This window comes from Heyndrickxia acidicola (assembly GCF_001636425.1).
In the GTDB taxonomy this organism is placed as follows: Bacteria; Bacillota; Bacilli; order Bacillales; family Bacillaceae_C; genus Bacillus_AE; species Bacillus_AE acidicola.
Map to the genome: position 1 here is coordinate 305,712 of NZ_KV440953.1, position 24,696 is coordinate 330,407.

A 24,696-nucleotide genomic window follows, 5' to 3' on the forward strand; every position below is an offset into this window, starting at 1 on the left:
TAATGGCATTAGTTATTGATTTTATAGATGAAACAGAGGAAGTATTGGATGGGGATTTTCAACTTGTAGAAAACCTGCTCAATTATGCAGCAGAAAGAGAAGAAGTAGAAGCAGAAAGCGAAGTATCCGTAACTTTTGTGACAAATGACCGTATTCAAGAAATTAATCGGGAATACCGTAATAAAGATCGTGCGACAGACGTCATTTCCTTTGCCTTGGAAGAAATGGGGGAGGGGGAAATGGAGATTAAAGGTGAAGGCATGCCCCGAGTCCTTGGTGATATCATTATCTCTGTCTCTAAAGCGCATGAGCAGGCAGAGGAATATGGCCATCCATTTCGGCGGGAGCTGGGATTTTTAGCTGTTCATGGATTTCTTCATCTTCTTGGATACGACCATATGACGGAAGAGGATGAAAAAGAAATGTTCGGAAGACAAAAGGAAATATTGGACGGTTATGGGCTTAAAAGATAAGACATCTAAAGGGTCAAGATGGCGAAAAACCTTTGTGTATGCTTGGCAAGGATTAATGGATGCTCTTGGTAAAGAGAAAAATTTACAATTCCATTTTGTTTTTGCAAGTATTATGGTAGTTTGTTCATTTATCTTTTCCATTTCAAGAACAGAATGGCTTTTTGTTATTCTTTCTATTTTTGGCGTCATTGCATTAGAACTGATGAATACAGCGGTTGAACGTGTGGTCGACCTTGTCACCAAGGAATACCACCCGCTGGCAAAGCAGGCAAAGGATATAGCGGCTGCGTCTGTACTTGTGTATGCTTTTATGTCCGTGATTATCGGTCTTGTTATCTTTTTGCCAAAGGTCATTCAGCTGTTTGAAAAATGGCTAGTTTTTTAACGATATTTTCTTTTGAAATTTGCTGAAACTGCCTCCAAATACAGGAGGCTTTTCTTAAAGGGAAAGCGTAAAAAGTTTTTAAAATAAATTATACTGTCCGGCGCCTATCGGCTAGCGAATTTCTCCGTCTTCTCCCTGCGATAAGTCAACATCAGCTCGTCCCTCGCTGTGTTTTCTTTATCTCAGTCGAAGACTTTGAAATACGTACGCCGATGAGCAAGGTGCTTCCGCTTTTCACTGTCGAGCTCCAGCGCCTATCGGCTAGCGAATTTCTCCGTCTTCTCCCTGCGATAAGTCAACATCAGCTCGTCCCTCGCTGTGTTTTCTTTATCTCAGTCGAAGACTTTGAAATACGTATGCCGATGAGCAAGGCGCTTCCGCTTTTCTTAGGAATTTGTAACCAGATTTTTTTTAGGTTAAAATATGTCTATAAGTTTTCAAGGGCTGTTTGAGATTTTTTTAAATTTTCAAAACAAATTAACTATATTGACTAACTTTAGAATGGATTTGTAGTAAAATATAGTTGAAGGGGATATAAACATGGATTTACAACTCTTGATCGAAGAAGCAAAGCTTGCAAGAACAAAAGCGTATGCTCCTTATTCCAAATTCCCTGTAGGAGCTGCACTCTTAACGAAGGATGGAAAAATTTATCGTGGATGTAACATTGAAAACGCTGCTTATACAGTAGGAAATTGTGCAGAACGCACTGCTTTATACAAGGCAATATCAGAAGGGGACACGGAATTTACCGCTTTAGTTGTTACGGCTGATACAGAACGGCCAGTTCCTCCCTGTGGAGCATGCCGTCAGGTTATTTCTGAATTATGCCCAAAATCGATGCCTATAGTTTTAACCAACCTAAAAGGGGATATTAAAAAGGTAACAGTAGAAGAATTACTGCCAGGAGCATTTACACCGGAGGATTTACATGAATAATAGTACAAATACAGAATATAAATCGGGCTTTATATCCATTATTGGACGTCCTAATGTTGGGAAATCAACTTATTTAAATCGTGTAGTGGGCCAAAAAATTGCCATTATGAGTGATAAGCCCCAGACCACCCGCAACAAAGTACAGGGAGTTTTAACTTCAGATGATGCTCAGATGATTTTTATCGATACTCCCGGTATTCATAAGCCTAAACATAAACTGGGCGATTTTATGATGAAAGTTGCGATGAATACATTAAGAGAAGTCGACATCGTTTTATTTATGATCAACGCAGTGGAGGGTCTAGGGCGAGGAGACGAATTTATCATTGATAAATTGCAATCTGTAAAAACGCCGGTATTTTTAGTTGTAAATAAGATTGATCAGGTCCATCCCGAAGAATTGTTGAAAGTAATAGACCAGTATAAAGATTTATTTGATTTTGCTGAAGTTATACCAATATCTGCGCTCGAAGGGAATAACACCGAAAGACTTTTAGGTGCAATTAAGGAATATTTGCCTGCAGGCCCTCAGTATTATCCTGCAGACCAAATTACCGATCACCCTGAAAGATTTATCATTTCGGAACTCATACGTGAAAAAGTTCTGCACTTAACAAGGGAAGAGGTTCCTCATTCCATTGCTGTTCTGATTGATAAAATTGAAAAGAACGAAAGCTCGGAAACCATTCACGTCATGGCAACCATAATTGTGGAGCGTTCCTCCCAAAAAGGGATTATTATTGGGAAACAAGGAAGCATGTTAAAAGAAGTTGGTAAACGGGCTCGTATCGATATTGAAAACCTTTTGGGTACAAAGGTGTTTTTGGAGCTATGGGTCAAGGTACAGAAAGACTGGCGCAATAGAGCAGTCCAGCTGCGTGACTTTGGCTTTAGGGAAGATGAGTATTAATTTCATATAGGGAAAGCACTATGCAATCTTTTTATTAGCAATATTTACGTTGCATGTTTCTGGGTGTCCCTGGTGAACCTATTTTTAAAGGACTTTACTATTGTTTTCATGATATTGACAACATGGAAGGCGGGGTTTGAAATGTTAGAATTTACCTGGAAAGTCTTTGCTGAAACTGGATGCATTGATACGTATCTGCTATTTAAAGAGCTTGAAAAAGAAGGGCACGATGATCCTATGAATGCGGCACATGATGGTTCCGAGATTGATTTTCCCATCTCATGACCTAAAGAACTGCATCACCTGAATGAAGCTAGGAAATGCTTTGGAGGGTGGAACATGCTAAAAAAATTTGAAGGCATCGTTATAAGATCAACTGACTATAGTGAATCGAATAAAATAGTAACCATATATACAAGAGAATTTGGGAAACTGGGCATGATGGCTAGAGGCGCAAAAAAGCCGAACAGCCGTTTAGCAGCAGTTTCCCAGCTTTTTACCTATGGGTATTATCTTGTGCAGACAGGAAACGGACTCGGTACTTTACAGCAGGGTGAAATGATATCATCTATGAGAGGCATACGTGAGGATATTTTTAAAACCGCCTACGCCTCCTATATTGTTGACCTGCTGGACAAAAGTGTGGACGACAAACAGGCGAATCCGTATCTGTTTGAACTTTTATCCCAAACACTAAATTATATGAATGAAGATACCGATCTTGATATTTTAACCCATATTTTTGAAATGAAAATGCTTCCTGTTTTAGGGTTGTATCCAACCTTAAATCAATGTGCTGTATGCGGCAGCCAGGAAGGGAAATTTGGTTTTTCCATTCGGGAAAATGGGCTCATCTGCCATAGATGCTTTGAAAAAGATCCCTATCATCTCCCTATGTCACAGGCTTCGATTAGGCTCTTGCGCCTTTTTTACTTATTGGATATTAACAGACTGGGTGCTATATCCGTTAAACCGGAAACAAAAAAGGAATTGAGAACAGCCATATCCATGTATTACGATGAATATTCAGGGTTACATCTTAAATCCAAACGCTTTTTGGACCAGCTTGATCGTTTTAAGGACTTATTATAATACTTTTACATTGAATACATTGCTTTTTTTGGTGAAAACTTTTATAATATTTGACATTACAAGTTATAGTGAATATGACTGCTTTGATAAAGAGGAGTACCTATTGAACTCATGTTAAGCGAACCCGGGACAGTGGAAGCCGGGCCATGAAATCAGCAGGGAAGGCGCTTTGGAGCAGATTTTTAAAGTGGCTGCAAGGTGTGCGGCAAATAGGGTGGAACCGCGGGTAACTCTCGTCCCTATGCTTGTTATAAGCATAGGGACGAGAGTTTTTTAGTTTTTCTATAGAAAACAGAGAATCTGCGGCAGTCCTTTCCCAATTTATCGTCTTTTTGCGGAAATTATGATGGAGGTGCAGGATGAATATTCAAAATATGATCGTAACCTTGCAAAAGCATTGGTCTGAACAGGGCTGCCTGCTCATGCAATCATACGATGTTGAAAAAGGTGCAGGGACTATGAGTCCGTATACATTCTTAAGGGCAATCGGGCCTGAGCCATGGAAAGTAGCATATGTAGAGCCATCCAGGAGACCGGCAGACGGCCGTTATGGAGAAAATCCTAACAGGCTTTATCAGCATCATCAATTTCAGGTTATTATTAAGCCGTCTCCCGATAACATTCAAGAGCTTTATTTACAATCATTAGAGAAGCTTGGTATTAATCCGTTAGAACATGATATACGATTTGTTGAAGACAACTGGGAAAATCCTTCTCTGGGCTGTGCAGGACTGGGCTGGGAAGTATGGCTCGATGGAATGGAAATCACTCAATTTACCTATTTTCAGCAAGTAGGGGGATTAGAGTGTAAACCCGTATCGGTTGAAATTACCTACGGAATTGAACGTCTGGCGTCTTACATTCAAGATAAAGAGAATGTTTTCGATCTAGAATGGACCGAAGGCTTTACTTATCGTGATATTTTCTATCAGCCTGAATATGAGCATTCCAAGTATGCGTTTGAAACATCTAATCAAGAAATGCTATTTGATTTGTTTAATGTATATGAAAAAGAAGCGATTGCACAGATGGAAGAAGGATTGGTCCATCCAGCATATGATTATGTTCTAAAGTGCTCTCATGTCTTTAATCTTCTCGATGCAAAAGGAGCCATTTCTGTTACCGAAAGAACGTCTTATATTGGCAGAATGAGAACTTTGGCACGTAAAGTAGCCAAAACCTTTTATGCAGAACGGGAGAAACTTGGATTTCCAATGCTAAAACAGGGGGAGAGTGAAAATCATGAGTAAGCGCGATTTTTTATTGGAAGTTGGTTTAGAAGAAATGCCTGCACGATTTGTGACGGATGCCATGAATCAATTAAACCAAAAACTCGAAAAATGGCTTGAAGAGAATAAAATTTCTTTTTCCGAAGTCATAAGCTTTTCGTCTCCAAGAAGACTAGCGGTTCTTGTCAAAGGAATGGCGGAATCACAAGAAGATATTCATGAAGAAGCAAAGGGACCAGCCAAGAAAATTGCTCAGGATGAAAGCGGCAATTGGTCAAAGGCAGCAATCGGTTTTTGCCGGGGACAGGGAATGTCAACGGACGATATATATTTTAAAGAAATAAAGGGTGTAGAATATGCCCATGTTAAAAAATTTATAAAAGGTCAAAAAACAGCTTCTCTTTTACCGAACGTAGAACAGTTAATTACCAGCTTGAATTTTCCAAAGAATATGAAGTGGGCAGATTATGATCTTCGTTTCATCCGTCCAATCAAATGGCTGGTAGCTTTATTCGGAAAAGATGTGATTCCTTTTGAAATTACAAATGTATCCTCTGACCGCATCACATACGGACATCGATTCCTTGGACATGAAACAGAAATTCATGAGCCTTCTGAATACGAAGCGCTTATGCTGAAGCAATACGTAGTTGTCGATCCAAAAGTAAGGAAAGAATCTATTCTGGAGCAGCTTCATCAGCTGGAGAAACAGAATAATTGGGTTATCCCAGTGGATGAAGATTTGCTGGAAGAGGTAACAAACCTGGTGGAATATCCAACTGCCTTATATGGAACCTTTAATGAGGATTTCCTAAGATTGCCTGAACAAATTCTCATCACTTCCATGAAGGAACATCAAAGGTACTTTCCGGTGAAAGACCACAACGGAAATCTTCTTCCATTCTTTGTAACAGTTCGCAATGGTGACGATCAGCATCTTGATAAAGTAGCGAAAGGCAATGAGAAAGTGCTGCGGGCACGCTTATCGGATGCAGATTTCTTCTTTAATGAAGATCAAAAGCTAAAGATCTCCGATGCCCTTAAAAAGTTGGAAACCATTGTCTATCATGAGAAAATTGGTACACTCTCCGAAAAAGTTGGCCGTATCCGAAGCCTTACTGGGGAAATAGCGTCTTTAGTAGGAGTATCCACTCAGGAAAAATCACTTGCTGACAGAGCAGCTGAAATTTGTAAGTTTGACCTTGTGACGCAAGTAGTTTATGAATTCCCTGAACTGCAAGGGTTTATGGGAGAAAAATACGCCCTTCAAAAAGGAGAAGCAAAAGAAGTTGCTGCGGCTATTAATGAACATTACAAGCCGCGTGATGCAGAAGACACTCCTGCTTCTACAGTGATTGGAGCAATCGTAGGGATAGCTGATAAGCTTGATACGATTGTTTCGAGTTTTGCCATTGATATCATTCCAACGGGTTCTCAGGATCCTTTTGCACTGAGAAGACAGGCTTCTGGTATTGTCCAAACGCTCTTGGAGAAGAATTGGGAGATTTCACTTGAAGAGCTTTTGAAGACAGCTATCCGTGTTGTTACGACTAGCGGCATTGGCAGCAAAAATGAAGCTGTGTTATTTGAAGAATTAAAATCATTCTTTAAGCTGCGTTTAAAATACTTGTTACAAGAAAACCAAATCAGATATGATATTATAGAGGCTATACTAAATAGCCCGCTTGATTCCGTACCTGCCTTCCTTGAGCGTGCTTCCGTATTGAATAAAGAAAAAGACAGGGAAGACTTTAAACAGGAGATTGAGGCTTTAAGCAGGGTTTTAAACATTGCAAGTAAAGCAGAAAATGTGAAAGAAATAGATTCAGGTTTGTTTGAAACTCCCCAGGAGCAGGAGCTGTATAACCGTTATCTTGAGATAGCACACAGTACAGATTCAGAACGAAATATGGAAAAGGTGTTTAAAGATCTGGCCGCCCTGACTCCTGTGATCAATGATTATTTTGACAACACGATGGTAATGGCAAATGATGTGAGGGTAAAAGAAAACAGGCTTTCGCAAATGCGCAGTCTTGCCGACATCATTGAACGCTTTGCATCACTGAATGAAATTATAGTGAAGTAAACAGGGCATCTCCATTATCTTATGGCTCTGTTAATGATCAATGTTGATTTTACATTCATTTGATTGGAGCGGCAGGCTCAGGACTCCGTCCGCCCGCAGCGGAAATCAACAGGAAGATTGACAGAGCCTATCTTATAAATAATAGAAAATGGAGATAGGTCCCCCTTGGACACTTTTTGTAAAAACTGCCTTCGGTGGTATAGGCTAAAAGTTGATGTGAATATTCTTTAGCCGCTAAAAAGGATAGAATAACGATTTTACCCATGTGTTAAAGCAATAATCTATGCAAAAACTGCCTATAAAAAATTAAGGCAAAAAAAGTGTCCAATTTTAAATATCCATTTTAAAGTATGGGCAGGTTCACCTTATCAAGTGCAGTTAGGTGGTGGGGACAATACAATTAAATAGCCGGCAAGAACGAATTTTACAAATTGTAAAAGACAATGGTCCGATAACAGGAGAACATATCGCGGACCAATTGAATCTTACGAGAGCAACACTTCGCCCGGATTTGGCCATTTTGACAATGGCTGGATATCTGGATGCTCGTCCTCGTGTCGGGTACTTTTATACAGGGAAAACGAAAACACAGCTTTTAACAGAGAACCTGAATAATATTTTTGTGAAGGACTTCCAATCCCTTCCTGTTGTGGTGAAAGAAAATGTGTCTGTGTACGACGCAATTGTTACCGTTTTTTTGGAGGATGTAGGAACCCTTTTTGTTGTTGACGAAAATTCCTGCTTAGTCGGTGTTCTTTCCCGTAAGGATTTGTTACGAGCAAGCATTGGGAAGCATGAACTCTCATCCCTTCCAGTGAATATAATTATGACCAGAATGCCAAATATTACGGTTTGCCAGAAGGAAGACCTTTTAATAGAGGTTGCAAAAAATTTAATAGAAAAGCAAATAGATTCTGTACCTGTTGTAAAGGAATCAGAGGCAGGATTTGAAGTGATTGGCCGCGTAACAAAAACCAATATCACAAAAGCTTTTGTTGCCCTTGCGGATGACGATTTATAGTTTTTCATAGGACGGTGAAACATGGATGACAAGACCATTTGTTTATGTCGTGTCAGATTCGGTCGGTGAAACTGCGGAACTAGTAGCAAAAGCAGTAATCAGCCAATTTAACGGGAAAGATGCGGAAATCAAGCGTTTTCCATATATTGAAGATTTCCAGCACATTGATGAAGTCATTTCATTGGCGAATATTAATAATGGAATCATAATATATACATTAGTAAAGCCTGACATTAGAAAGTATATAAATAATCAGGCTGAACGCTATAATATATGGACGTTGGATATTATTGGACCTTTAATGGATAAACTTCAAAACATATATGGGAAAATTCCTTTATATGAGCCGGGGCTTGTCAGAAAACTTGATGAAGATTACTTCAAAAAAGTGGAAGCCATTGAGTTTGCTGTAAAATATGACGATGGCAGGGACCCAAGAGGGATTTTAAAAGCAGACATTATTCTGATTGGTGTTTCCAGAACATCCAAAACGCCGCTGTCACAATATTTGGCCCATAAGCGCTTGAAAGTGGCGAACGTGCCTCTTGTTCCGGAAGTAGACCCGCCAGAGGAATTATTCAAAGTATCGCCTGAAAAATGCTTCGGATTAAGAATCAGTCCGGAAAAACTAAACCATATAAGGAAAGAAAGGCTGATTTCCTTAGGCTTGAATGATGAAGCAAGCTATGCAAATATTGAACGTATTAAAGCTGAAATAGAATATTTTGATAAGATATCCCAAAAAATTGGCTGCCAGGTCATCGATGTAACCAATAAAGCTGTGGAAGAAACGGCTAATATTATTATTAGCGAGGTACAAAACAAACGATAGCACATAATCTGTCCGGTTATGTGTTTGTTTTCTGTTTGTTCTTTCTGTGCGAAGGTTTTTAAAAAATAGCTCAATGTTGACTTTAAACCAATGTTGAATGGAGATGATTAGCGAGATTCCTGCTTAACAGAGCCTAAAATAAAAGGCTCTGATTCATTTCCATGTTGATATTAGCCTTTTTTCAGCTCATTTTCTTTCAGTCATTCTTAAGGAAATGTGAAACGTCTGTTAATATGCTAAAAAGTCCATTAACGAAGTAAAAAAAAGTAGTCAAATGCAATTAAATATACTATAATAAAAAATTGTGATAAAAATGTATAGAAACTAGGTTTAGAGTGAAGATTTAAGGAATAAACTAATTACTGGTATATGTCAAGGGGAAAATAAAAAAAGTATTCGACACAGCCTAAATTACTTTAGAGAGAGTTTGCAAAGAAAGAAGGATTCTGTGGAGTGATGTAGAATAGATACTATTACAGAATTAACTCAGCCCGCCATATTTGTTGACGCTGATTCCTGCCCTGTTAAAAACGAAATTGCTCATATTTCAATGGAATTTCGTTTGCATGTTGTCTTTGTAGCATCCTATGCTCATAAGACTGCAGAATCCCAATATGGAAAATGGATATATGTTGACCCTGATAAGGAATCTGCGGATCTTTATATCCTGAACCATGTAAGGAAATATGATGTTGTGGTCACACAGGATATCGGATTAGCCAGCATGCTTCTTCCAAAAAGGGTTTATTCCATATCTCCCAGGGGAAGGGAATATAAGGAAGATATGATAGCGACAGCGCTTGATCTAAGATATTTGTCCGCAAAAGCAAGGCGGCAAGGCAAATATGACAAAGGGCCAAAAGCGTTTAAGACGGAGGATCGAAAGGCTTTTACAAAAAAGTTCGCTGAGATTTTGTCGAAAATTGTAAGCGGAGAAAGAAACATTTAAGCAATGGGGATGTTTTCGTGGCAGGAATGATTCCTGATGAAAAAATCAATCAGATACGACAAGCAAATGATATTGTAGATGTAATAGGAGATTATATTCATCTAAAAAAACAAGGCCGAAATTATTTTGGCTTATGTCCATTCCATGGTGAGAATACACCTTCCTTTTCTGTTTCAGCAGATAAACAAATTTACCACTGCTTTGGCTGCGGAATGGGAGGAAATGTTTTTTCCTTTATTATGGATATTGACGGTGCAAGCTTTCAAGAAGCCGTTGTTAAACTGGCCGAAAGAGCCGATATCGATATTGGCGTGACTCTCGGTGATCAAGACGCAGGCAGCGCAAGGGTTTCAAGTGAAGCCAGGCAAATGATTGAAGCACATGAGTTGTTACGTAAATTCTACCATCATTTGTTAATAAATACAAAAGAGGGCCAGCACGCACTAGAGTATTTATTAGAAAGAGGTTTTACAAAAGAGAGCATCGATAAATTTCAAATAGGCTATGCATTGCCCACCTGGGATTTTACTGTGAAGCTCTTGCAAAAGCGGGGATATTCCTTATCAGTCTTGGAAAAGGCAGGCTTAATCATTAAGCGTGAAGAGGAAAATTCTTTTTTTGACCGGTTCCGAAATAGGATAATGTTCCCGATATTGGATCCTAAAGGAGTACCGGTGGCATTTGCTGGCCGTGCGATTGAAAAAAATGATCAGCCGAAGTACTTAAATAGTCCTGAAACAGATATATTTAATAAAAGTTCCATCCTTTATAACTGGAACCATGCCCGAAGCTCCATTAAAAAACAGCAGCAGATCATTCTCTTTGAAGGATTTGCAGACGTTATATCTGCTGATAGGGCAGGTATTCATAATGGGGTAGCAACTATGGGTACATCCCTCACGGATCAGCATGTGCAGCTTATCCGCCGTACTACTGATTCCGTTGTTATAAGCTACGATTCCGATAAGGCAGGGACCGATGCAGCATACAGAGCAGCTGAAATGCTGATAAAAAATGGCTGCCAGGTGAAGATTGCCAGGATGCGGGATGGCCTTGATCCTGATGAGTATATTAAAAAATTTGGACCTGAAAAATTCCAGCATGATGTAATTGGCGGGAGCCTTACGTTCATGGCGTTTAAAATGCAGTATTTTCGTATGGGAAAAAATCTTCAAAATGAAGGAGAAAAACTGCAGTATATAGAAGAAATAATTAAAGAAATAGCTAAGCTGGAGAAAGCCATAGAGCGCGAGCATTATATGAAACAGCTTGCAGACGAATTTGATATTTCGCTGGAAGCATTAAGCGCTCAGCAACAGCAGGTTTATTTCAAGGAAAAGAAAAAAAATCCAAACGGATATCAAGAAATAAAGCCTAACCGAATATATATACAGAATGAATCAAAGCTTTTTCCAGCCCATCATAATGCGGAGAGGTGCTTGCTTGCACACATGCTGCGTGATGACCAGCTGGCTTTTAAAATAAATGACATGCTGCAAGGTTCCACGTTTCACTATGATGAGCACCAGGCCGTTTTTACCTATCTTCTTGGATATTATGAAGACGGAAACGAGCCGAGCGCCAGTTCATTTTTGAATTATTTACCAGACGAAAAGCTTCGCAGAGTCGTTACAAATATCGAAATGATGTCTTTAAACCTTGAAATAAGCGAAGGCGAACTTGAAGACTATGTGAAGCAAGTGTTGAAACAACATAAAATGTTAAAGATAAAAGAAAAAGAAAACGACCAAAAAGCAGCCGAGAGGGAAAATGACTTGGCAAGGGCTTTGCATCTGGCAAACGAAATTATTCAGCTTCGCAAGACTTTATAGCTGCCTAAACACGTTTTGAAATAGTTGGAAGGAGGGGAACATATGGCTGAAAAATCAGCTCGTTCCAAAGAAGTAGAATCAGAATTAACAGTAGATCAAGCAAAAGAGCAGTTAATTGAACGCGGTAAACAGCGCGGTACTATAACATACGAGGTCATTTCAGGAAAGTTAAGTCATTTTGAACTGGACTCTGATCAAATGGATGAATTTTATGAACAATTAGGTGAGCAGGGCATTGAAATTCTTGAAGATAATGATGAAGATGATGAGGATGCACCTGACCTTCTTGAATTAGAAAAAGATGATGAAGAAGAATTTGATCTTAATGACTTAAGCGTTCCTCCGGGTGTGAAAATTAATGATCCAGTCCGTATGTACCTAAAAGAAATTGGACGTGTAGATCTTCTTTCAGCTAAAGAAGAAATCGAATTGGCAAAGCGTATTGAGCAAGGAGACGAAGAAGCAAAAAGACGTCTTGCAGAAGCAAACCTGCGTCTTGTTGTCAGTATTGCTAAAAGATACGTTGGACGTGGAATGTTATTCCTTGACTTAATTCAGGAAGGTAACATGGGCCTAATAAAAGCCGTTGAGAAATTTGATTATCAAAAAGGATATAAATTCAGTACGTATGCAACATGGTGGATTCGCCAGGCGATTACTCGTGCTATTGCCGATCAGGCAAGAACCATCCGTATACCGGTTCATATGGTTGAGACAATAAACAAGTTAATACGTGTACAGCGACAGCTGCTTCAGGATCTTGGGAGAGAACCTTCACCTGAAGAAATTGCGGAAGAAATGGATCTGACTCCTGAAAAGGTTCGTGAGATTTTGAAAATCGCACAGGAGCCTGTTTCTCTTGAAACACCAATTGGTGAAGAAGACGATTCCCATCTTGGAGACTTTATTGAAGATCAGGATGCTACATCTCCTTCTGAGCATGCGGCCTATGAGTTGTTGAAAGAGCAGCTGGAGGACGTTCTGGATACTTTAACAGATCGCGAAGAGAATGTGCTTCGTCTCCGTTTTGGACTGGATGATGGCCGTACTAGAACACTTGAGGAAGTAGGCAAGGTGTTTGGTGTAACTCGTGAGCGTATCCGCCAAATTGAGGCAAAAGCACTTCGTAAATTACGCCATCCAAGCAGAAGCAAAAGACTGAAGGACTTTTTAGAGTAAATCCCAACCCTTTGCTGGTGTCTGATTTCTTTCTATAACAGTGCCAGGATAGTTTACTTCATTATTGAAGTAAACTATTTTTTTTGATGTATAAGAAAGTAATGTTGTCTCTATTCAGTTCCAGTCTCTGTCGGGTAGCGGATTTCTATGTCTACTCCCTTCGATAAGTCAACATCTGTTTCCTTTATCTCAGTCGAAGACTCTGAAATCCGTACGCCGATGAGCAAGGCGCTTTTACTTTTCCTTACTTTTATACCTTAAAAAAAGGAATTTTTACCTGTTTTCTCGAATGTTTATATAGGATGTGTTGCATATATGAATGATTCACGAAAAAAAACAATCATAAAAGAAATTTTATTTTGGAAGGAACACAATATGCTCCCAGGAAATTATTGTGACTTTTTATTGGCCATGTATCAGGATGATACCGAATCGCTGATCAAAGAATCAGGGAAAAAACAAAATAAGTTAGTGATATATCTTTCCGTGATTTGCTTAATTTTGTGTATAGCGGTATTTGTCATTTATTTTACTGAATTGGCTTTCATTTTGCAAACAGTGTTTTTGACAGTTTTTGTCGTTTTATTTCTAATTTTAGGGATTTATTATTTTAAAAAAGAATATTGGTATTTCATTTTCTTCCTGGGATCCGCACTGTTATTACTTCTGCTTTCCATTTTTCTAAACGATAAGTTGTTTCATAACGATTCGCGAGTACTTGTCACAACTCTTATATTAAATTGCACAATTTGGATTTTTGCGGGTTGGAAGCTTAAATTAAGGTCCTTTTTATTTGCAGGGATAATTGGCATTATCACTATCGCTATTTCTATTTCAGTATATTAATGGAGTTTTTGAAAGCTTTTAAAAGTTGAGAAAATTATTCTGTTTCCATTATAATAGAAAATGAAAGCGCCTACAAGAGCGACGAATTGAGGGGGATGAACATGAATTTTGATCTTAACGATGAACAAATCATGATACAAAGGACCATACGCGACTTTTCAAATGAAGTGGTGGCTGACGGTGTTATTGAACGTGATATAAACAAGGAATTTCCAAGAGAAATTTTTAGACAACTGGGAGAAATGGGTATGATGGGGCTTCCTTTTCCTGAGGAATATGGAGGGGCTGGAGGAGATACCGTCAGCTTTGCAATCGTGGTAGAAGAGCTTAGCCGTGTTTGCGGCTCGACTGGAATTACCTATTCAGCACATATTTCTCTTGGAGGTGCACCGATTAATCTATTTGGGACAGATGAACAGAAAAAGAAATACCTTGTACCTATCTGTTCAGGGGAATCCTTGGGAGCTTTTGGTCTAACAGAGCCGAATGCGGGGTCAGATGCTGGAGGTACGAAGACTACAGCGGATGCAAGCGGGGATGACTTTATAATTAACGGAAATAAATGCTTCATTACAAATGCAAGCTACGCAAAGCATCTTGCTTTGACCGCTATAACAGGAGTGAATGAGGGGAAAAAAGAAATTAGCGCCATTATTGTCCCTACTGATGCATCCGGTTTTTCTGTAATTGACAATTACGAAAAGATGGGGCTCCATTCTTCCAATACTACCGAACTGGTGTTAGAGGACGTTAGGGTGCCAAAGGAGAATCTACTAGGGAAAAAAGGAAACGGCTTCAAACAATTTCTCGTTACGCTGGACGGAGGAAGAATTGGTATTGGTGCTATGGCTGTAGGCATTGCACAGGGAGCCTATGAAAAGACACTGCAATATGTCAAGGAACGTAAGCAGTTCGGACGTCCATTGGCAAGCTTTCAAATTACACAATTTAAAATTGCAGATATGGCAATGAAAATTGAGCTTGCGAGAAATATGGTTTATAAAGCAGCATGGCTGAAGGATCAAGGAAGGCCGTATTCAAAAGAAGCATCCATGTGCAAGCTCTTTGCGTCAGAGGTCTGTATGGAAATTACCAATCAGGCAGTACAGCTGCATGGTGGCAACGGCTATATGAAGGACTATCATGTTGAAAGAATGATGAGAGATGCAAAACTTTTGGAAATTGGTGAAGGTACATCTGAAGTTCAACGTATGGTTATATCAAGAGAAGTAGGGTGTTATTAAACTTTTTACAATAGTCCTGTTAAAGAACATTGTTGATATGATTGCAGCGGATATCAACAGGCAAGCCTAACTTAGCCATACAATAAAAAAACTTCATCCGAGGGATGGAGTTTTTGTCTAAATTTACAAAAAAATCATAAAATAGGAGTTGAGGGACTTTCCCTTGAGTTGTTTTTCAAGTAAAATAAAGATATTTCAAGGGGATGCTTTTATTTTTGTTTCTACATAAGGAGGTTAATGAATTGAAGCGAAATCCTGTAACTCCCTACATATTAATTTTTATTCTGGGGATCGTACTGGTTTTCTTCCTCTCCATTAAAGGACTTAATGACTCAAAAGAAATAGCGAAGGGGAAAAAAGGCGGAGGAGCAAATACCGAGCAGCAGGCAAGTGCAAAGTTTGATCCAGAAGGAGTAGCAAAATCAACCTGCGCATCATGCCATGGACAGAATTTAGAGGGGAATATCGGTCCAAATCTTCACGGAATCGGAAAGAAACTCAGCTTAGCAGAAATTAAAAATATTGTAGTAAATGGAAAAGGCAATATGCCAAAAGGGATTGTTCAACCTGAAAATGCAGATGCGATGGCTAAATATGTAATGAGCTTAAAATAAATAGCCATTCCAATTATAAGATAGATAAGTTCTCTGATTTCTGCAGAGAACTTTTTTTATATCAAAAAAAAAGATACAATATAATAAAATAATGTATTAAGTGGTGAAAGAATGAATATAGAAAAGCTTTCAAGAAGATTAGAATGTGTTTATAACTACATACCTGAAGGGTCCACAATGGCTGATATTGGTTCAGACCATGCCTACCTTCCGTGCTATGCCATTAATCATAAAAAGGCTTCCTTTGCTATCGCAGGCGAGGTAGTTGAAGGTCCATATCAATCTGCAGTGGACCAAGTAAAAAGAGCAGGGCTTCAATCCAAGGTATCAGTCCGCAAGGGAGACGGACTGGATGTGCTTTCTCCTGGTGAAGTTGATTGCATAACCATTGCAGGAATGGGTGGTGCGCTGATTGCTTCTATATTAGAACGCGGAAAAGAAAAACTGGCAGACTCTAAGCGTTTAGTTTTACAGCCAAATATGGGCTCAGAACATATTCGAAGCTGGTGCTTGCAGAATGGCTGGGATATTATTGCGGAAGAGATTTTGGAGGAGGATGGAAAAATCTACGAAATCATTGTCGTGGAGAGAGCACTTCCTGCGCATGTATCAAAAAGCTTAAATGAAATGGAAATCTTGATGGGCCCTTTTTTACTGGAAGAAAAAAATGAAGCTTTTAAGAAGAAGTGGACACAAGAGCTGGATCAATGGCAAAGCGTGTTAAATCAATTAGACAAAGCTCTGAATTCAGATGAGGTGTTGAATAAGAAAAAAGCCCTTATAGAGCGTATTGAAGCTGTAAAGGAGGCATTATTATGAAAACTGTAAACGGACATGAGATAATCCAGCTTTTCGAAGCCTATTCACCCAAAAAATATGCAGAACCTGGAGATCCTATTGGACTTCAGATAGGAAAATTAAACAAGCCTGTACATAAGATAATGATAGCCTTAGATGTGTTGGAAGAAGTCGTGGATGAAGCTATTGAAAAAGAAGTAGATTTAATTATTGCCCATCATCCTCCGATTTTCCGCCCTTTGAAAAAGCTTGTGACTGATCAGCCTCAGGGGAGAATGCTGGAGAAACTCATTAAGCATGATATCGCTGTTTATGCCGCCCACACGAATTTAGATGTGGCTCCTGGGGGCGTGAATGATTTATTGGCGGAAGCGTTAAAGCTTCAAAATACGAAAGTACTGGCGCCAACCTACCAAGAAGCATTAAAGAAGCTGGCTGTTTTTGTTCCTGAAGAGAATGCGACAGCACTTAGGGCAGTATTGGCAGAGGCAGGTGCTGGTGCGATTGGGGAATACAGTCACTGCTCTTTCTCTACAAACGGAGAAGGACGATTTTTACCAGGTGAAAATACTGACCCGCACATAGGCAAGCCCGGCAAGGTGGAGACAGTTAAAGAAGTAAAGATTGAAACCATTTATCCTGAAAGTCTGGAAAAAAAGATTTTAACAGCGATGTTAAAAGCCCATCCGTATGAAGAAGTAGCTTACGATATTATTCCTCTTGCAAATCAAGCCAAAGCGTTAGGGCTGGGAAGAATAGGGGAACTGAGTGAGGAAATGACACTGGAAGAGTTTGCGATTCATGTAAAGAACAGCCTTGATGTTAAGGGTGTCAGAGTAGTGGGGGCTTTAAAGGAAAAAGTGAAGAAAGTGGCTGTGCTCGGAGGAGACGGAAACAAGTTCTTTTCCCAGGCAAAATTCATGGGTGCAGATGTATTTGTAACAGGGGACTTTTATTATCATAATGCCCATGATGCCATGAACCTTGGCTTGAATATTGTGGACCCCGGTCATAATGTGGAGAAGGTTATGAAAAAAGGAGTAGCGAACAAATTAGCCCAAATGAGTAAGGAAAAAGGATTTAATGTTCAATTTATCGTGTCAGAGCTGAACACAGATCCATTTATTTTCTTATAGAACTAAAAAACCCATTAAGAGGGTTTTTGCTGATAGACAACGGATAGATAAAATCTTTTTTACATTAAAGCACAAAAGGGGTCTGACCCCTTTTGTGCAGTAAAAGGCTAAAGTGAATTCAATAATAAATAAGACAGCCTGTCCGTATATTGGACAGGCTGTCTTATTTGTGCCAAACCGTCATTGTAAATCGAAATTATTGCTTTGCGCTTAATTTCTTGACCTTTGGCAGAATTTTGTTTAATGGCACTTTTTTTTCTCTGACCCATGTTGATTCATCCTCGGGATCAAATTGTTCGAGGAAGGCTGCTACTTCTCTTACGATCGGCGTAGGTGTTGAAGCACCTGCTGTAATCGCTACAGTGCCTGCACCTTTAATCCAGTCGATTTCTATTTCAGATATATCGGCAATACGGTAAGCCTTTGTATGGGCAATTTGCTCGGAAACCTGTGCCAGTCGATTGGAATTGTTGCTTTTCGGATCTCCGACAACGATGAGTACATCTGCCTGCCCGGCCTGTTGTGCTACGGCTTCTTGGCGTACTTGCGTGGCAAGGCAGATTTCTTTATGCTTTTCGGCATGCGGGTATTTCAGCTGTACCTCTTCCATAATCTCTGAAACATCCCATTGGCTCATAGTCGTTTGATTTGTTACGATAATTTTATTATTTTCTATAGAAAGCTCCTGAACGTCTTCCTTTGTTTCAACAAGATGGACAATATCAGGGGCAACACCAACTGCACCCTCAGGCTCAGGATGGCCCTTTTTGCCAATGTAGATGACATCATATCCTGCTGCTTTTTTTTCCCTGATTAAATCATGTGTTTTGGTTACATCCGGGCAGGTTGCATCTATTGTTACTAAGCCTTTTTTGCTGGCAATTTCCCTAACCTCTGGAGAAACGCCATGGGCAGTGAAGATAACGGTGCCTTCTTGAACCTTTTCAAGAATTTCCTTTCTGTTTGCCCCGTCAAGAGTAATAATTCCTTCTTCAGCAAACGCATCTGTAACATGTTTATTATGAACGATCATCCCCAGGATATAGATTGGGCGGGGGAGCGTTTTATCTAAAGCTGCGTTTCTTGCAACTACCATTGCATCGACAACGCCATAACAATAACCACGGGGGGAAATTTTAATAACCTCCATGAAAATCCTCCTGACTAAAGGAACGGTGCCCTTTAAATCTTGTATTATACGACTATTATTATATATAAAAATGCTGTACATTACAAAAGTCTGTATTCGCATCGATTGTTGTTATTCGTAAAAGTGTTAAATCCTTATTCCGTGAGTCATCGCGGCATCTTTTCGTCTTAAGTCAAGTCGTTTGCAAGCTTGAATCTTGTGTATCCTAGGTGTATTTTACACAATTAGCAGTAAAGATTACAGAAAGAGCCTTACAAAATAAAGAAAAAACCGTTTATGATACGTATATATCAACAAACGGCTGCAGGGAAGGGCTATTGAATATGTTTCTGCTTAGGCAGGCCTTAAGCATGTTTGCTGCAACTGCTAATCATACATAGAGCTTTGGCATGGAACTGCCTTTTGTGAAGCTTGAATTTCCAGTGCTTTTTTGCACAGTTGCTTTTTTGGAAGTATTTGTAGAACGTGTTTTTTTCTTAACAGTATTTTTTACTGGAGCTTCTGTCTTATCTGCACTCTCCACTTGTTGCGATTCAGCGGCTGAAACCTCTGATTGTGTGCTGTCATCTGTCTGATCAACCGGGGTTTCGTCATCAGATGAGGTATTTTTAAGGCTTCTATACATCCTCCACATGGAAGGAAGATTCCGTACAAGTGGTCCGTATTGCTGCACCATAGGCCCAAATTGCTGCGCGGTTCTAAGGACATTCTGGGTGTTGCTTAGGAATGAATTAATAGAGCCGGGGTTTGTTAAACCTCTAAGTAACGATCCGCCTCCTGCTGCTCTCTGAAAGCCTGTTGCTGCATTGGCCACATTTCCCGCAGCAGCTGTTCCGCCCCGTTGAAACAGCCTTGACAAGAGCCCGCGGCCGCCGCTTGCTGCTGCATTGGCACCTGTTCCTCCTGCAGACATTCCTGGCCTTAAAGACGACAAACGGCCAATTGCCTGCATAGGATTACCGGACATCCCGCCCATCATTTGCATGGGATTTCTGGCTATACCCGTCATCGTCTGTAATGGATTTCTGCCCATTCCGCCCATCATTTGCATAGGGCCATTGCGCATTTGTCCTGAAAAAGGCGGAAACATTCCTGGCGGCATAGATTTTCCTCCTTTCAAAAACATAATGAATCACTATACCATATGCACATATATGGCAAAACGTCTACTGATGCTGAAAATTTGTCTGATTGACCGGAATTGCCAAACTAAATATGGCCTATGGGGAAACTTGAAAGCTGAAATCATAATCGATACACAAGTTTTCATACTGAAACTGATTATTAATTTTTGGCTGTTTTCGCAGAGATTGTTGCTTTACGTACAAGAAATATATCCGTATTTTGTCCGTCTTCGTGGCATCTTTTCGTAAGTAATTCACAGGTTTACTACAGAGCCCGTGAATTTCATCATTTTTTTGTTAAATAGCAGCAAAGTTTACAAAAAGATCCTAATTATTTCAGGGAGTCAATTAGCAGCAAAAACGAAAAAAGCCTTATCATAAATATCCGAATGGAAAGGAAATATAGACTTAGGTGGAAGTTTTAGTTATTGTCGATTATAATAACAAAATGGACTTTTAAAATAACAACACTTTGTTATAAAGATAGAACGTACATGAAAGCAAGAAAAAAAGGAGTGAAGATATTGTCAACAAATAAATTTGACGTATATCCGTTTAAATCATACATTATCAGCGCAATCGACGAATTAGGTTTTCACGAGCCTACAGAAATCCAAAAGAAAATGATTCCCACTATTATGCGCGGGGAAAGTGCCATCGGACAATCTCAGACCGGAACAGGAAAAACACATGCTTACTTGCTGCCAATCCTTAATGAAATCAATCCTGATCTGGATGAAGTCCAGGCAGTCATTACAGCCCCAACTCGCGAGCTTTCTAACCAAATTTATCAGGAAATTTTAAAGATCGCAAAATTTGCTGATAGCGGCGAGCAGTCCATTAAAGCACGTTGTTATATTGGAGGCACGGATAAACAAAGAACAATTGAAAAGCTGAAAAAGCAGCCTCATATTGTGGTAGGTACTCCGGGCAGAATTAACGACTTAGTAAAAGAACAGGCATTATTTGTACATACTGCTTCAAAGCTTGTAGTGGATGAAGCCGACTTAATGCTTGACATGGGATTCCTTTTTGATGTGGATCAAATAGCTGCAAAAATGCCTAAGGATCTTCAAATTCTAGTATTTTCTGCCACAATTCCTGAAAAATTGAAGCCATTTTTGAAAAAATATATGGAAAATCCTGCATACGAGCATGTGCAGCCAAAACAAATTTCTGCTGAAAATATTGAACATGTCCTGGTTCCATTAAAGAGCAGACAAAAAATAGACCTGCTCCATGATTTATTGATTGTCTATAATCCCTACCTCGCCATCGTGTTTACCAATACGAAAACAATGGCAGACCAGGTGGCAGACCAGTTAATAGAGAAGGGATTAAAGGTAGGCCGCATACATGGAGACCTTTCTCCTCGTGAAAGAACGAAAGTGATGAAACAAATCCGCAATTTAGATTTCCAATATATTGTTGCGACGGACCTGGCTGCTCGAGGAATAGATATAGCAGGCGTCAGCCATGTCATTAACTATGAATTGCCTCAGGATTTGGATTTTTATGTCCATCGTGTAGGAAGAACGGCAAGAGCCGGATATGCAGGGATTGCTGTAACCATTTACGAACCATCTGACGACGATGCACTAGCCCGTCTAGAGAAAATAGGGATTGAATTCCAAACGATGGATTTGCAAAAGGGCGTACTGGAACAGGCGACGGATCGGAACCGAAGAAAAAAGCGGATTAAGCAAACCGATGAAATAGAGGAAAAAGCAAGAAATCTTGTGAAAAAACCGAAAAAGGTTAAGCCGGGATATAAAAGAAAAATTAACTGGAAAGTGGAAGAAATGAAAAAGAGGGAAAGAAGACTTAAAAAACGTTAAGGAAAAGCAAGGGAGATGGCTGATATGTTGAAAATTGGTTCACATGTATCCATGAGCGGAAAGAAGATGCTCTTAGCTGCAGCAGAGGAGGCTGTAAGCTACGGAGCAAATACCTTTATGATCTATACAGGGGCACCTCAGAATACGAGAAGGAAAAAAATTGAGGATTTGAACATTGAAGCAGGACGTGCCTTTATGGAGCAGCATGGTATTACAGACATTGTTGTCCATGCTCCTTATATCATCAATATTGGCAATACCATCAATCCCGCAACCTATGAGCTCGGTGTGAATTTTTTAAGATCTGAAATTGAACGCACAGAGGCCATTGGTGCCAGACAAATTGTTCTTCATCCCGGTGCACACGTTGGTGAGGGGGAGGAAAAAGGGATTGCCCAAATTATTGAAGGCTTAAATGAAGTGCTGACAGCCGAGCAAAACGTCCAGATTGCACTTGAAACAATGGCGGGAAAAGGTTCCGAGTGCGGACGATCCTTCGAAGAACTTGCTAGAATCTTTGATGGTGTACATTTTAATGATAAGCTTTCTGTTTGCTTTGATACCTGCCATACAAACGACGCAGGCTATGATGTAAAGCAAAATTTTGATGGTGTATTAGATGAATTTAATAAAATCATCGGTATCGACAGACTGAAAGTTCTCCATATTAACGACAGTAAAAATGAGAGAGGCATGAGAAAAGATCGGCATGAAAATATCGGTTTTGGCCATATAGGTTTTGAAGCGTTAAATTATATCGTTCATCATCCACAGCTTCAGGATGTTCCGAAAATTCTTGAAACTCCATATGTGGGGGAAGATAAGAATAATAAAAAACCGCCTTATAAGTATGAAATAGATATGCTCAGAAGCGGACAGTTTGATCCAGATTTATTAAAAAAAATTGTAAAATAATTGTTATTGTAAAAGATCTTTTTAAAAGAGCCTAATAAAAAGAAACTGGAGAAATTCCAGTTTCTTTTTACTTAGTGAACTGTATAAACACCTGGTTAATTTGTTTGGCGGTCTCAGGGCTGGTAATTTTGGCTATTTCTTTTATTACTTTGGTCCTTTCCTGATCGTTAAATAAGTCGACACGTTTTCCCCTGAGATACGTAGCGATTTTGTCAGCGTCTCCTTGATTTAATGAGACATTGAATTGTTTGGCGTATTTAAATAACTCATCGCCGGAAATACTGTTTACTTTGAAGTTAATCATATTTTGTATTAGCTTCATCGCTCATCACTCCTCAATGAAACATATGTAAGGGACATGAAAAATGTTCCAGAAAAATGTATGGACAGCGCAATAGTTTACAGAAGAAAAAAATTCAGGTATACTCATTTATGATTTAAATCGTAATGATTCTTATCAAGGGAGTCTGTTTGCAAAATGAGCAATAATGTAATTGACATAAAAAATGTAAGTTTTCGATATGAAAAAGAGAATGTACTGGAACATATTAATATGGAAATACCCAAGGGTACTTTTTTAGGACTGGTAGGCCCAAATGGTTCTGGCAAGTCAACTCTATTAAAGCTGGTGCTGGGTTTACTGAAGCCTCAGAAGGGGGAAATTCTTTTATTTGGACAGCCGTTGTCCAAGTTTAAGGATTGGTCGAGAATTGGTTTTGTATCACAGAAGGCCAATTCTTTTAACACCGGTTTCCCTGCCACTGTCTATGAAGTTGTCGCTAGTGGTCTGGCAAAAAAAACAGGGCTATTTTCCCGAATAGGAAAAAAGCAGGCTGAAGAAATTATGAAGGCGATTGTTTCTCTTGGAATGGAAGATTATGCTGACAGAAATATTGGAGAATTATCAGGGGGGCAGCAGCAGCGCGTATTTATTGCCAGAGCCATTGTAAGCCATCCGGATGTGTTAATTTTGGATGAGCCCACTGTCGGTATTGATGCAAAACATGTGCAGTCGTTTTATGAAATACTGGAAAAGCTGAACCGTGAATTAGGCATTACACTTATCTTAGTCACCCATGATACAGGTACCATTACAAATAAGGTATCACAGGTAGCTTGTTTGAATAAGCATTTACATTTTCATGGAGATAAAGAGGAATTTGAAAAGCTAGATGAGCATGAACTCTCCTCACTTTATCATTTTAATGTCCGTGTATTGTCACGTGACCATGAAAAAGAAGGAGTTTAATCATGCTTTCAGATTTAATACACTACCGATTTTTGCAAGACACATTTTTAACAGGAATCATCATTGGTATCATAGCACCGCTTTTAGGATGTTTTATTGTGGTTAGGAGACTATCGCTTATCGCTGATGCGCTAAGTCATATTACACTTGCAGGTATTGCAGTCAGCTTATTCATCAGTAAAACATGTGCACCGCTTTCAAATCTTAACCCTCTGTACATTGGAACAGGTTTTTCCTTGCTTGCTTCTCTTTTTATCGAAAGACTGAGAAGTATTTATAAGCATTATCAGGAATTGGCGATTCCGATTATTATGTCAGGGGGGATTGGGATCGGTTTGATTTTTATTTCCCTTGCAAATGGTTTTAATACGGACTTATTTAATTACTTATTTGGGAGTGTGAGTGCTGTCAGCCAAACAGATCTTTATTTGATCATTGGCATTAGCATTGTTGTGATTGTAACCATTTTCTTATTATATAAGGAGCTCTTTCTCCTTTCTTTTGATGAGGAATATGCCAGAGCGTCAGGGCTTCCTGCAAAAACGATCCACTTTATTTTTATCGTTCTTGTAGCGCTTGTTATTTCTGTAGCCATGCGAATTGTAGGAATATTACTGGTATCGGCACTTATGACACTTCCAGTAGCTGCGAGCATCCGCATTTCAAGGGGATTTAAACAAACCATATTATTCTCCATTATTTTTGGTGAAATAGCGGTAATTGGCGGACTGACAAGTGCCTATGAATTAAATCTTGCTCCCGGAGGAGCAATCGTAGTCATCTCCATTTTGTTATTGTTTGTTTCCATGATGATTAAACGGTTGAGGGGTGCATCAGCAATAAGTAAATAAGGGG

24 protein-coding genes are annotated in these 24,696 nt (G+C 39.4%); 21 read left to right on the forward strand and 3 right to left on the reverse strand.

Features of this window, described 5'->3' with window-relative positions:
- Positions 1 to 2: 2 nt before the first annotated feature.
- From ybeY to A5N88_RS01405, 17 genes are all read left to right on the forward strand, one after another.
- Positions 3 to 473: an rRNA maturation RNase YbeY gene (ybeY, locus tag A5N88_RS01320; protein WP_066262092.1), complete on the forward strand. Its 471-nt coding sequence runs from the start codon at positions 3 to 5 to the stop codon at positions 471 to 473.
- On the forward strand, positions 457 to 858 hold the full coding sequence (locus A5N88_RS01325) for a diacylglycerol kinase family protein (RefSeq protein WP_066262094.1): 402 nt from the start codon (positions 457 to 459) through the stop codon (positions 856 to 858). The genes ybeY and A5N88_RS01325 overlap by 17 nt, the downstream gene beginning before the upstream one ends.
- A 540-nt stretch (positions 859 to 1,398) precedes the next feature.
- On the forward strand, positions 1,399 to 1,797 hold the full coding sequence (locus A5N88_RS01330; protein ID WP_066262100.1) for a cytidine deaminase: 399 nt from the start codon (positions 1,399 to 1,401) through the stop codon (positions 1,795 to 1,797).
- A complete protein-coding gene (era, locus tag A5N88_RS01335; RefSeq protein ID WP_066262101.1) occupies positions 1,790 to 2,707 on the forward strand; it encodes a GTPase Era in 918 nt (305 codons plus the stop codon). The genes A5N88_RS01330 and era overlap by 8 nt, the downstream gene beginning before the upstream one ends.
- Before the next feature lie 141 nt (positions 2,708 to 2,848).
- Complete coding sequence (locus A5N88_RS01340) at positions 2,849 to 2,992, forward strand: YqzL family protein (protein ID WP_066270119.1); 144 nt, start codon at positions 2,849 to 2,851, stop codon at positions 2,990 to 2,992.
- A gap of 54 nt (positions 2,993 to 3,046) precedes the next feature.
- Complete coding sequence (gene recO, locus A5N88_RS01345; RefSeq protein ID WP_066262103.1) at positions 3,047 to 3,799, forward strand: DNA repair protein RecO; 753 nt, start codon at positions 3,047 to 3,049, stop codon at positions 3,797 to 3,799.
- A gap of 359 nt (positions 3,800 to 4,158) precedes the next feature.
- On the forward strand, positions 4,159 to 5,049 hold the full coding sequence (glyQ, locus tag A5N88_RS01350) for a glycine--tRNA ligase subunit alpha (RefSeq protein WP_066262104.1): 891 nt from the start codon (positions 4,159 to 4,161) through the stop codon (positions 5,047 to 5,049).
- Positions 5,042 to 7,114: a glycine--tRNA ligase subunit beta gene (glyS, locus tag A5N88_RS01355; RefSeq protein WP_066262106.1), complete on the forward strand. Its 2,073-nt coding sequence runs from the start codon at positions 5,042 to 5,044 to the stop codon at positions 7,112 to 7,114. Before glyQ ends, glyS begins: the two co-directional genes overlap by 8 nt.
- 382 nt (positions 7,115 to 7,496) lie before the next feature.
- Positions 7,497 to 8,135 (forward strand): transcriptional regulator CcpN, encoded by a 639-nt coding sequence (ccpN, locus tag A5N88_RS01360; protein ID WP_066262109.1) that lies wholly within the window; start codon positions 7,497 to 7,499, stop codon positions 8,133 to 8,135.
- Between the two features lie 25 nt (positions 8,136 to 8,160).
- On the forward strand, positions 8,161 to 8,967 hold the full coding sequence (locus A5N88_RS01365) for a pyruvate, water dikinase regulatory protein (RefSeq protein ID WP_066262112.1): 807 nt from the start codon (positions 8,161 to 8,163) through the stop codon (positions 8,965 to 8,967).
- 496 nt (positions 8,968 to 9,463) lie between these two features.
- Complete coding sequence (locus A5N88_RS01370; RefSeq protein WP_328006971.1) at positions 9,464 to 9,916, forward strand: YaiI/YqxD family protein; 453 nt, start codon at positions 9,464 to 9,466, stop codon at positions 9,914 to 9,916.
- Between the two features lie 17 nt (positions 9,917 to 9,933).
- Positions 9,934 to 11,748: a DNA primase gene (dnaG, locus tag A5N88_RS01375; RefSeq protein ID WP_066262117.1), complete on the forward strand. Its 1,815-nt coding sequence runs from the start codon at positions 9,934 to 9,936 to the stop codon at positions 11,746 to 11,748.
- Positions 11,749 to 11,790: 42 nt separating this feature from the next.
- A complete protein-coding gene (gene rpoD / locus A5N88_RS01380) occupies positions 11,791 to 12,927 on the forward strand; it encodes an RNA polymerase sigma factor RpoD (protein ID WP_066262119.1) in 1,137 nt (378 codons plus the stop codon).
- 947 nt (positions 12,928 to 13,874) lie between these two features.
- Positions 13,875 to 15,017 carry an acyl-CoA dehydrogenase family protein gene (locus tag A5N88_RS01390; RefSeq protein WP_066262125.1) on the forward strand — a complete coding sequence of 381 codons (1,143 nt, stop codon included), beginning with the start codon at positions 13,875 to 13,877 and terminating at the stop codon, positions 15,015 to 15,017.
- A gap of 242 nt (positions 15,018 to 15,259) precedes the next feature.
- The gene (cccA, locus tag A5N88_RS01395) at positions 15,260 to 15,631 is read left to right on the forward strand and encodes a cytochrome c550 (protein WP_066262128.1); all 372 of its coding nucleotides are present in this window, start codon (positions 15,260 to 15,262) and stop codon (positions 15,629 to 15,631) included.
- A 111-nt stretch (positions 15,632 to 15,742) separates the two neighbouring features.
- Entirely contained in the window at positions 15,743 to 16,450 is a 708-nt protein-coding gene (locus A5N88_RS01400; protein WP_066262129.1) for a tRNA (adenine(22)-N(1))-methyltransferase, read from the forward strand.
- Positions 16,447 to 17,565 (forward strand): Nif3-like dinuclear metal center hexameric protein, encoded by a 1,119-nt coding sequence (locus A5N88_RS01405; protein ID WP_066262131.1) that lies wholly within the window; start codon positions 16,447 to 16,449, stop codon positions 17,563 to 17,565. The genes A5N88_RS01400 and A5N88_RS01405 overlap by 4 nt, the downstream gene beginning before the upstream one ends.
- Before the next feature lie 196 nt (positions 17,566 to 17,761).
- Here the strand turns inward: A5N88_RS01405 and A5N88_RS01410 are convergent, their stop codons facing one another.
- Entirely contained in the window at positions 17,762 to 18,715 is a 954-nt protein-coding gene (locus A5N88_RS01410; protein ID WP_066262136.1) for a 4-hydroxy-3-methylbut-2-enyl diphosphate reductase, read from the reverse strand.
- A 370-nt stretch (positions 18,716 to 19,085) separates the two neighbouring features.
- A complete protein-coding gene (locus A5N88_RS01415) occupies positions 19,086 to 19,817 on the reverse strand; it encodes a VrrA/YqfQ family protein (RefSeq protein WP_232317497.1) in 732 nt (243 codons plus the stop codon).
- A 546-nt stretch (positions 19,818 to 20,363) separates the two neighbouring features.
- On the opposite strand from A5N88_RS01415, the gene A5N88_RS01420 reads away from it, so the two are divergent.
- Together A5N88_RS01420 and A5N88_RS01425 are read left to right on the forward strand one after the other, a co-directional pair.
- The gene (locus tag A5N88_RS01420; protein ID WP_157090567.1) at positions 20,364 to 21,677 is read left to right on the forward strand and encodes a DEAD/DEAH box helicase; all 1,314 of its coding nucleotides are present in this window, start codon (positions 20,364 to 20,366) and stop codon (positions 21,675 to 21,677) included.
- A 24-nt stretch (positions 21,678 to 21,701) separates the two neighbouring features.
- Positions 21,702 to 22,592, forward strand: a complete 891-nt coding sequence (locus tag A5N88_RS01425; RefSeq protein ID WP_066262141.1) for a deoxyribonuclease IV — start codon at positions 21,702 to 21,704, stop codon at positions 22,590 to 22,592.
- Between the two features lie 67 nt (positions 22,593 to 22,659).
- On the opposite strand, the gene A5N88_RS01430 is transcribed toward A5N88_RS01425, so the two are convergent.
- The gene (locus A5N88_RS01430; RefSeq protein ID WP_066262144.1) at positions 22,660 to 22,914 is read right to left on the reverse strand and encodes a DUF2624 domain-containing protein; all 255 of its coding nucleotides are present in this window, start codon (positions 22,912 to 22,914) and stop codon (positions 22,660 to 22,662) included.
- 156 nt (positions 22,915 to 23,070) lie between these two features.
- On the opposite strand from A5N88_RS01430, the gene A5N88_RS01435 reads away from it, so the two are divergent.
- On the forward strand, positions 23,071 to 23,841 hold the full coding sequence (locus A5N88_RS01435; RefSeq protein ID WP_066262146.1) for a metal ABC transporter ATP-binding protein: 771 nt from the start codon (positions 23,071 to 23,073) through the stop codon (positions 23,839 to 23,841).
- 2 nt (positions 23,842 to 23,843) lie between these two features.
- Complete coding sequence (locus A5N88_RS01440) at positions 23,844 to 24,692, forward strand: metal ABC transporter permease (protein WP_066262148.1); 849 nt, start codon at positions 23,844 to 23,846, stop codon at positions 24,690 to 24,692.
- Positions 24,693 to 24,696 lie beyond the last annotated feature (4 nt).

Excerpts from the sequence above, each read along its gene's own strand:
- A5N88_RS01435 (WP_066262146.1), top strand. The coding sequence starts at position 23,071 with ATGAGCAATAATGTAATTGACATAAAAAATGTAAGTTTTCGATATGAA.
- A5N88_RS01405 (WP_066262131.1), top strand. The coding sequence starts at position 16,447 with ATGAAAACTGTAAACGGACATGAGATAATCCAGCTTTTCGAAGCCTAT.
- ybeY (WP_066262092.1), top strand. The coding sequence starts at position 3 with ATGGCATTAGTTATTGATTTTATAGATGAAACAGAGGAAGTATTGGAT.
- A5N88_RS01365 (WP_066262112.1), top strand. The coding sequence starts at position 8,161 with ATGACAAGACCATTTGTTTATGTCGTGTCAGATTCGGTCGGTGAAACT.
- A5N88_RS01400 (WP_066262129.1), top strand. The coding sequence starts at position 15,743 with ATGAATATAGAAAAGCTTTCAAGAAGATTAGAATGTGTTTATAACTAC.
- A5N88_RS01430 (WP_066262144.1), bottom strand. The coding sequence starts at position 22,914 with ATGAAGCTAATACAAAATATGATTAACTTCAAAGTAAACAGTATTTCC.
- A5N88_RS01325 (WP_066262094.1), top strand. The coding sequence starts at position 457 with ATGGGCTTAAAAGATAAGACATCTAAAGGGTCAAGATGGCGAAAAACC.
- recO (WP_066262103.1), top strand. The coding sequence starts at position 3,047 with ATGCTAAAAAAATTTGAAGGCATCGTTATAAGATCAACTGACTATAGT.
- A5N88_RS01440 (WP_066262148.1), top strand. The coding sequence starts at position 23,844 with ATGCTTTCAGATTTAATACACTACCGATTTTTGCAAGACACATTTTTA.
- A5N88_RS01390 (WP_066262125.1), top strand. The coding sequence starts at position 13,875 with ATGAATTTTGATCTTAACGATGAACAAATCATGATACAAAGGACCATA.
- glyS (WP_066262106.1), top strand. The coding sequence starts at position 5,042 with ATGAGTAAGCGCGATTTTTTATTGGAAGTTGGTTTAGAAGAAATGCCT.
- A5N88_RS01340 (WP_066270119.1), top strand. The coding sequence starts at position 2,849 with ATGTTAGAATTTACCTGGAAAGTCTTTGCTGAAACTGGATGCATTGAT.
- A5N88_RS01425 (WP_066262141.1), top strand. The coding sequence starts at position 21,702 with ATGTTGAAAATTGGTTCACATGTATCCATGAGCGGAAAGAAGATGCTC.
- A5N88_RS01330 (WP_066262100.1), top strand. The coding sequence starts at position 1,399 with ATGGATTTACAACTCTTGATCGAAGAAGCAAAGCTTGCAAGAACAAAA.
- A5N88_RS01415 (WP_232317497.1), bottom strand. The coding sequence starts at position 19,817 with ATGCCGCCAGGAATGTTTCCGCCTTTTTCAGGACAAATGCGCAATGGC.
- A5N88_RS01410 (WP_066262136.1), bottom strand. The coding sequence starts at position 18,715 with ATGGAGGTTATTAAAATTTCCCCCCGTGGTTATTGTTATGGCGTTGTC.
- glyQ (WP_066262104.1), top strand. The coding sequence starts at position 4,159 with ATGAATATTCAAAATATGATCGTAACCTTGCAAAAGCATTGGTCTGAA.
- era (WP_066262101.1), top strand. The coding sequence starts at position 1,790 with ATGAATAATAGTACAAATACAGAATATAAATCGGGCTTTATATCCATT.
- rpoD (WP_066262119.1), top strand. The coding sequence starts at position 11,791 with ATGGCTGAAAAATCAGCTCGTTCCAAAGAAGTAGAATCAGAATTAACA.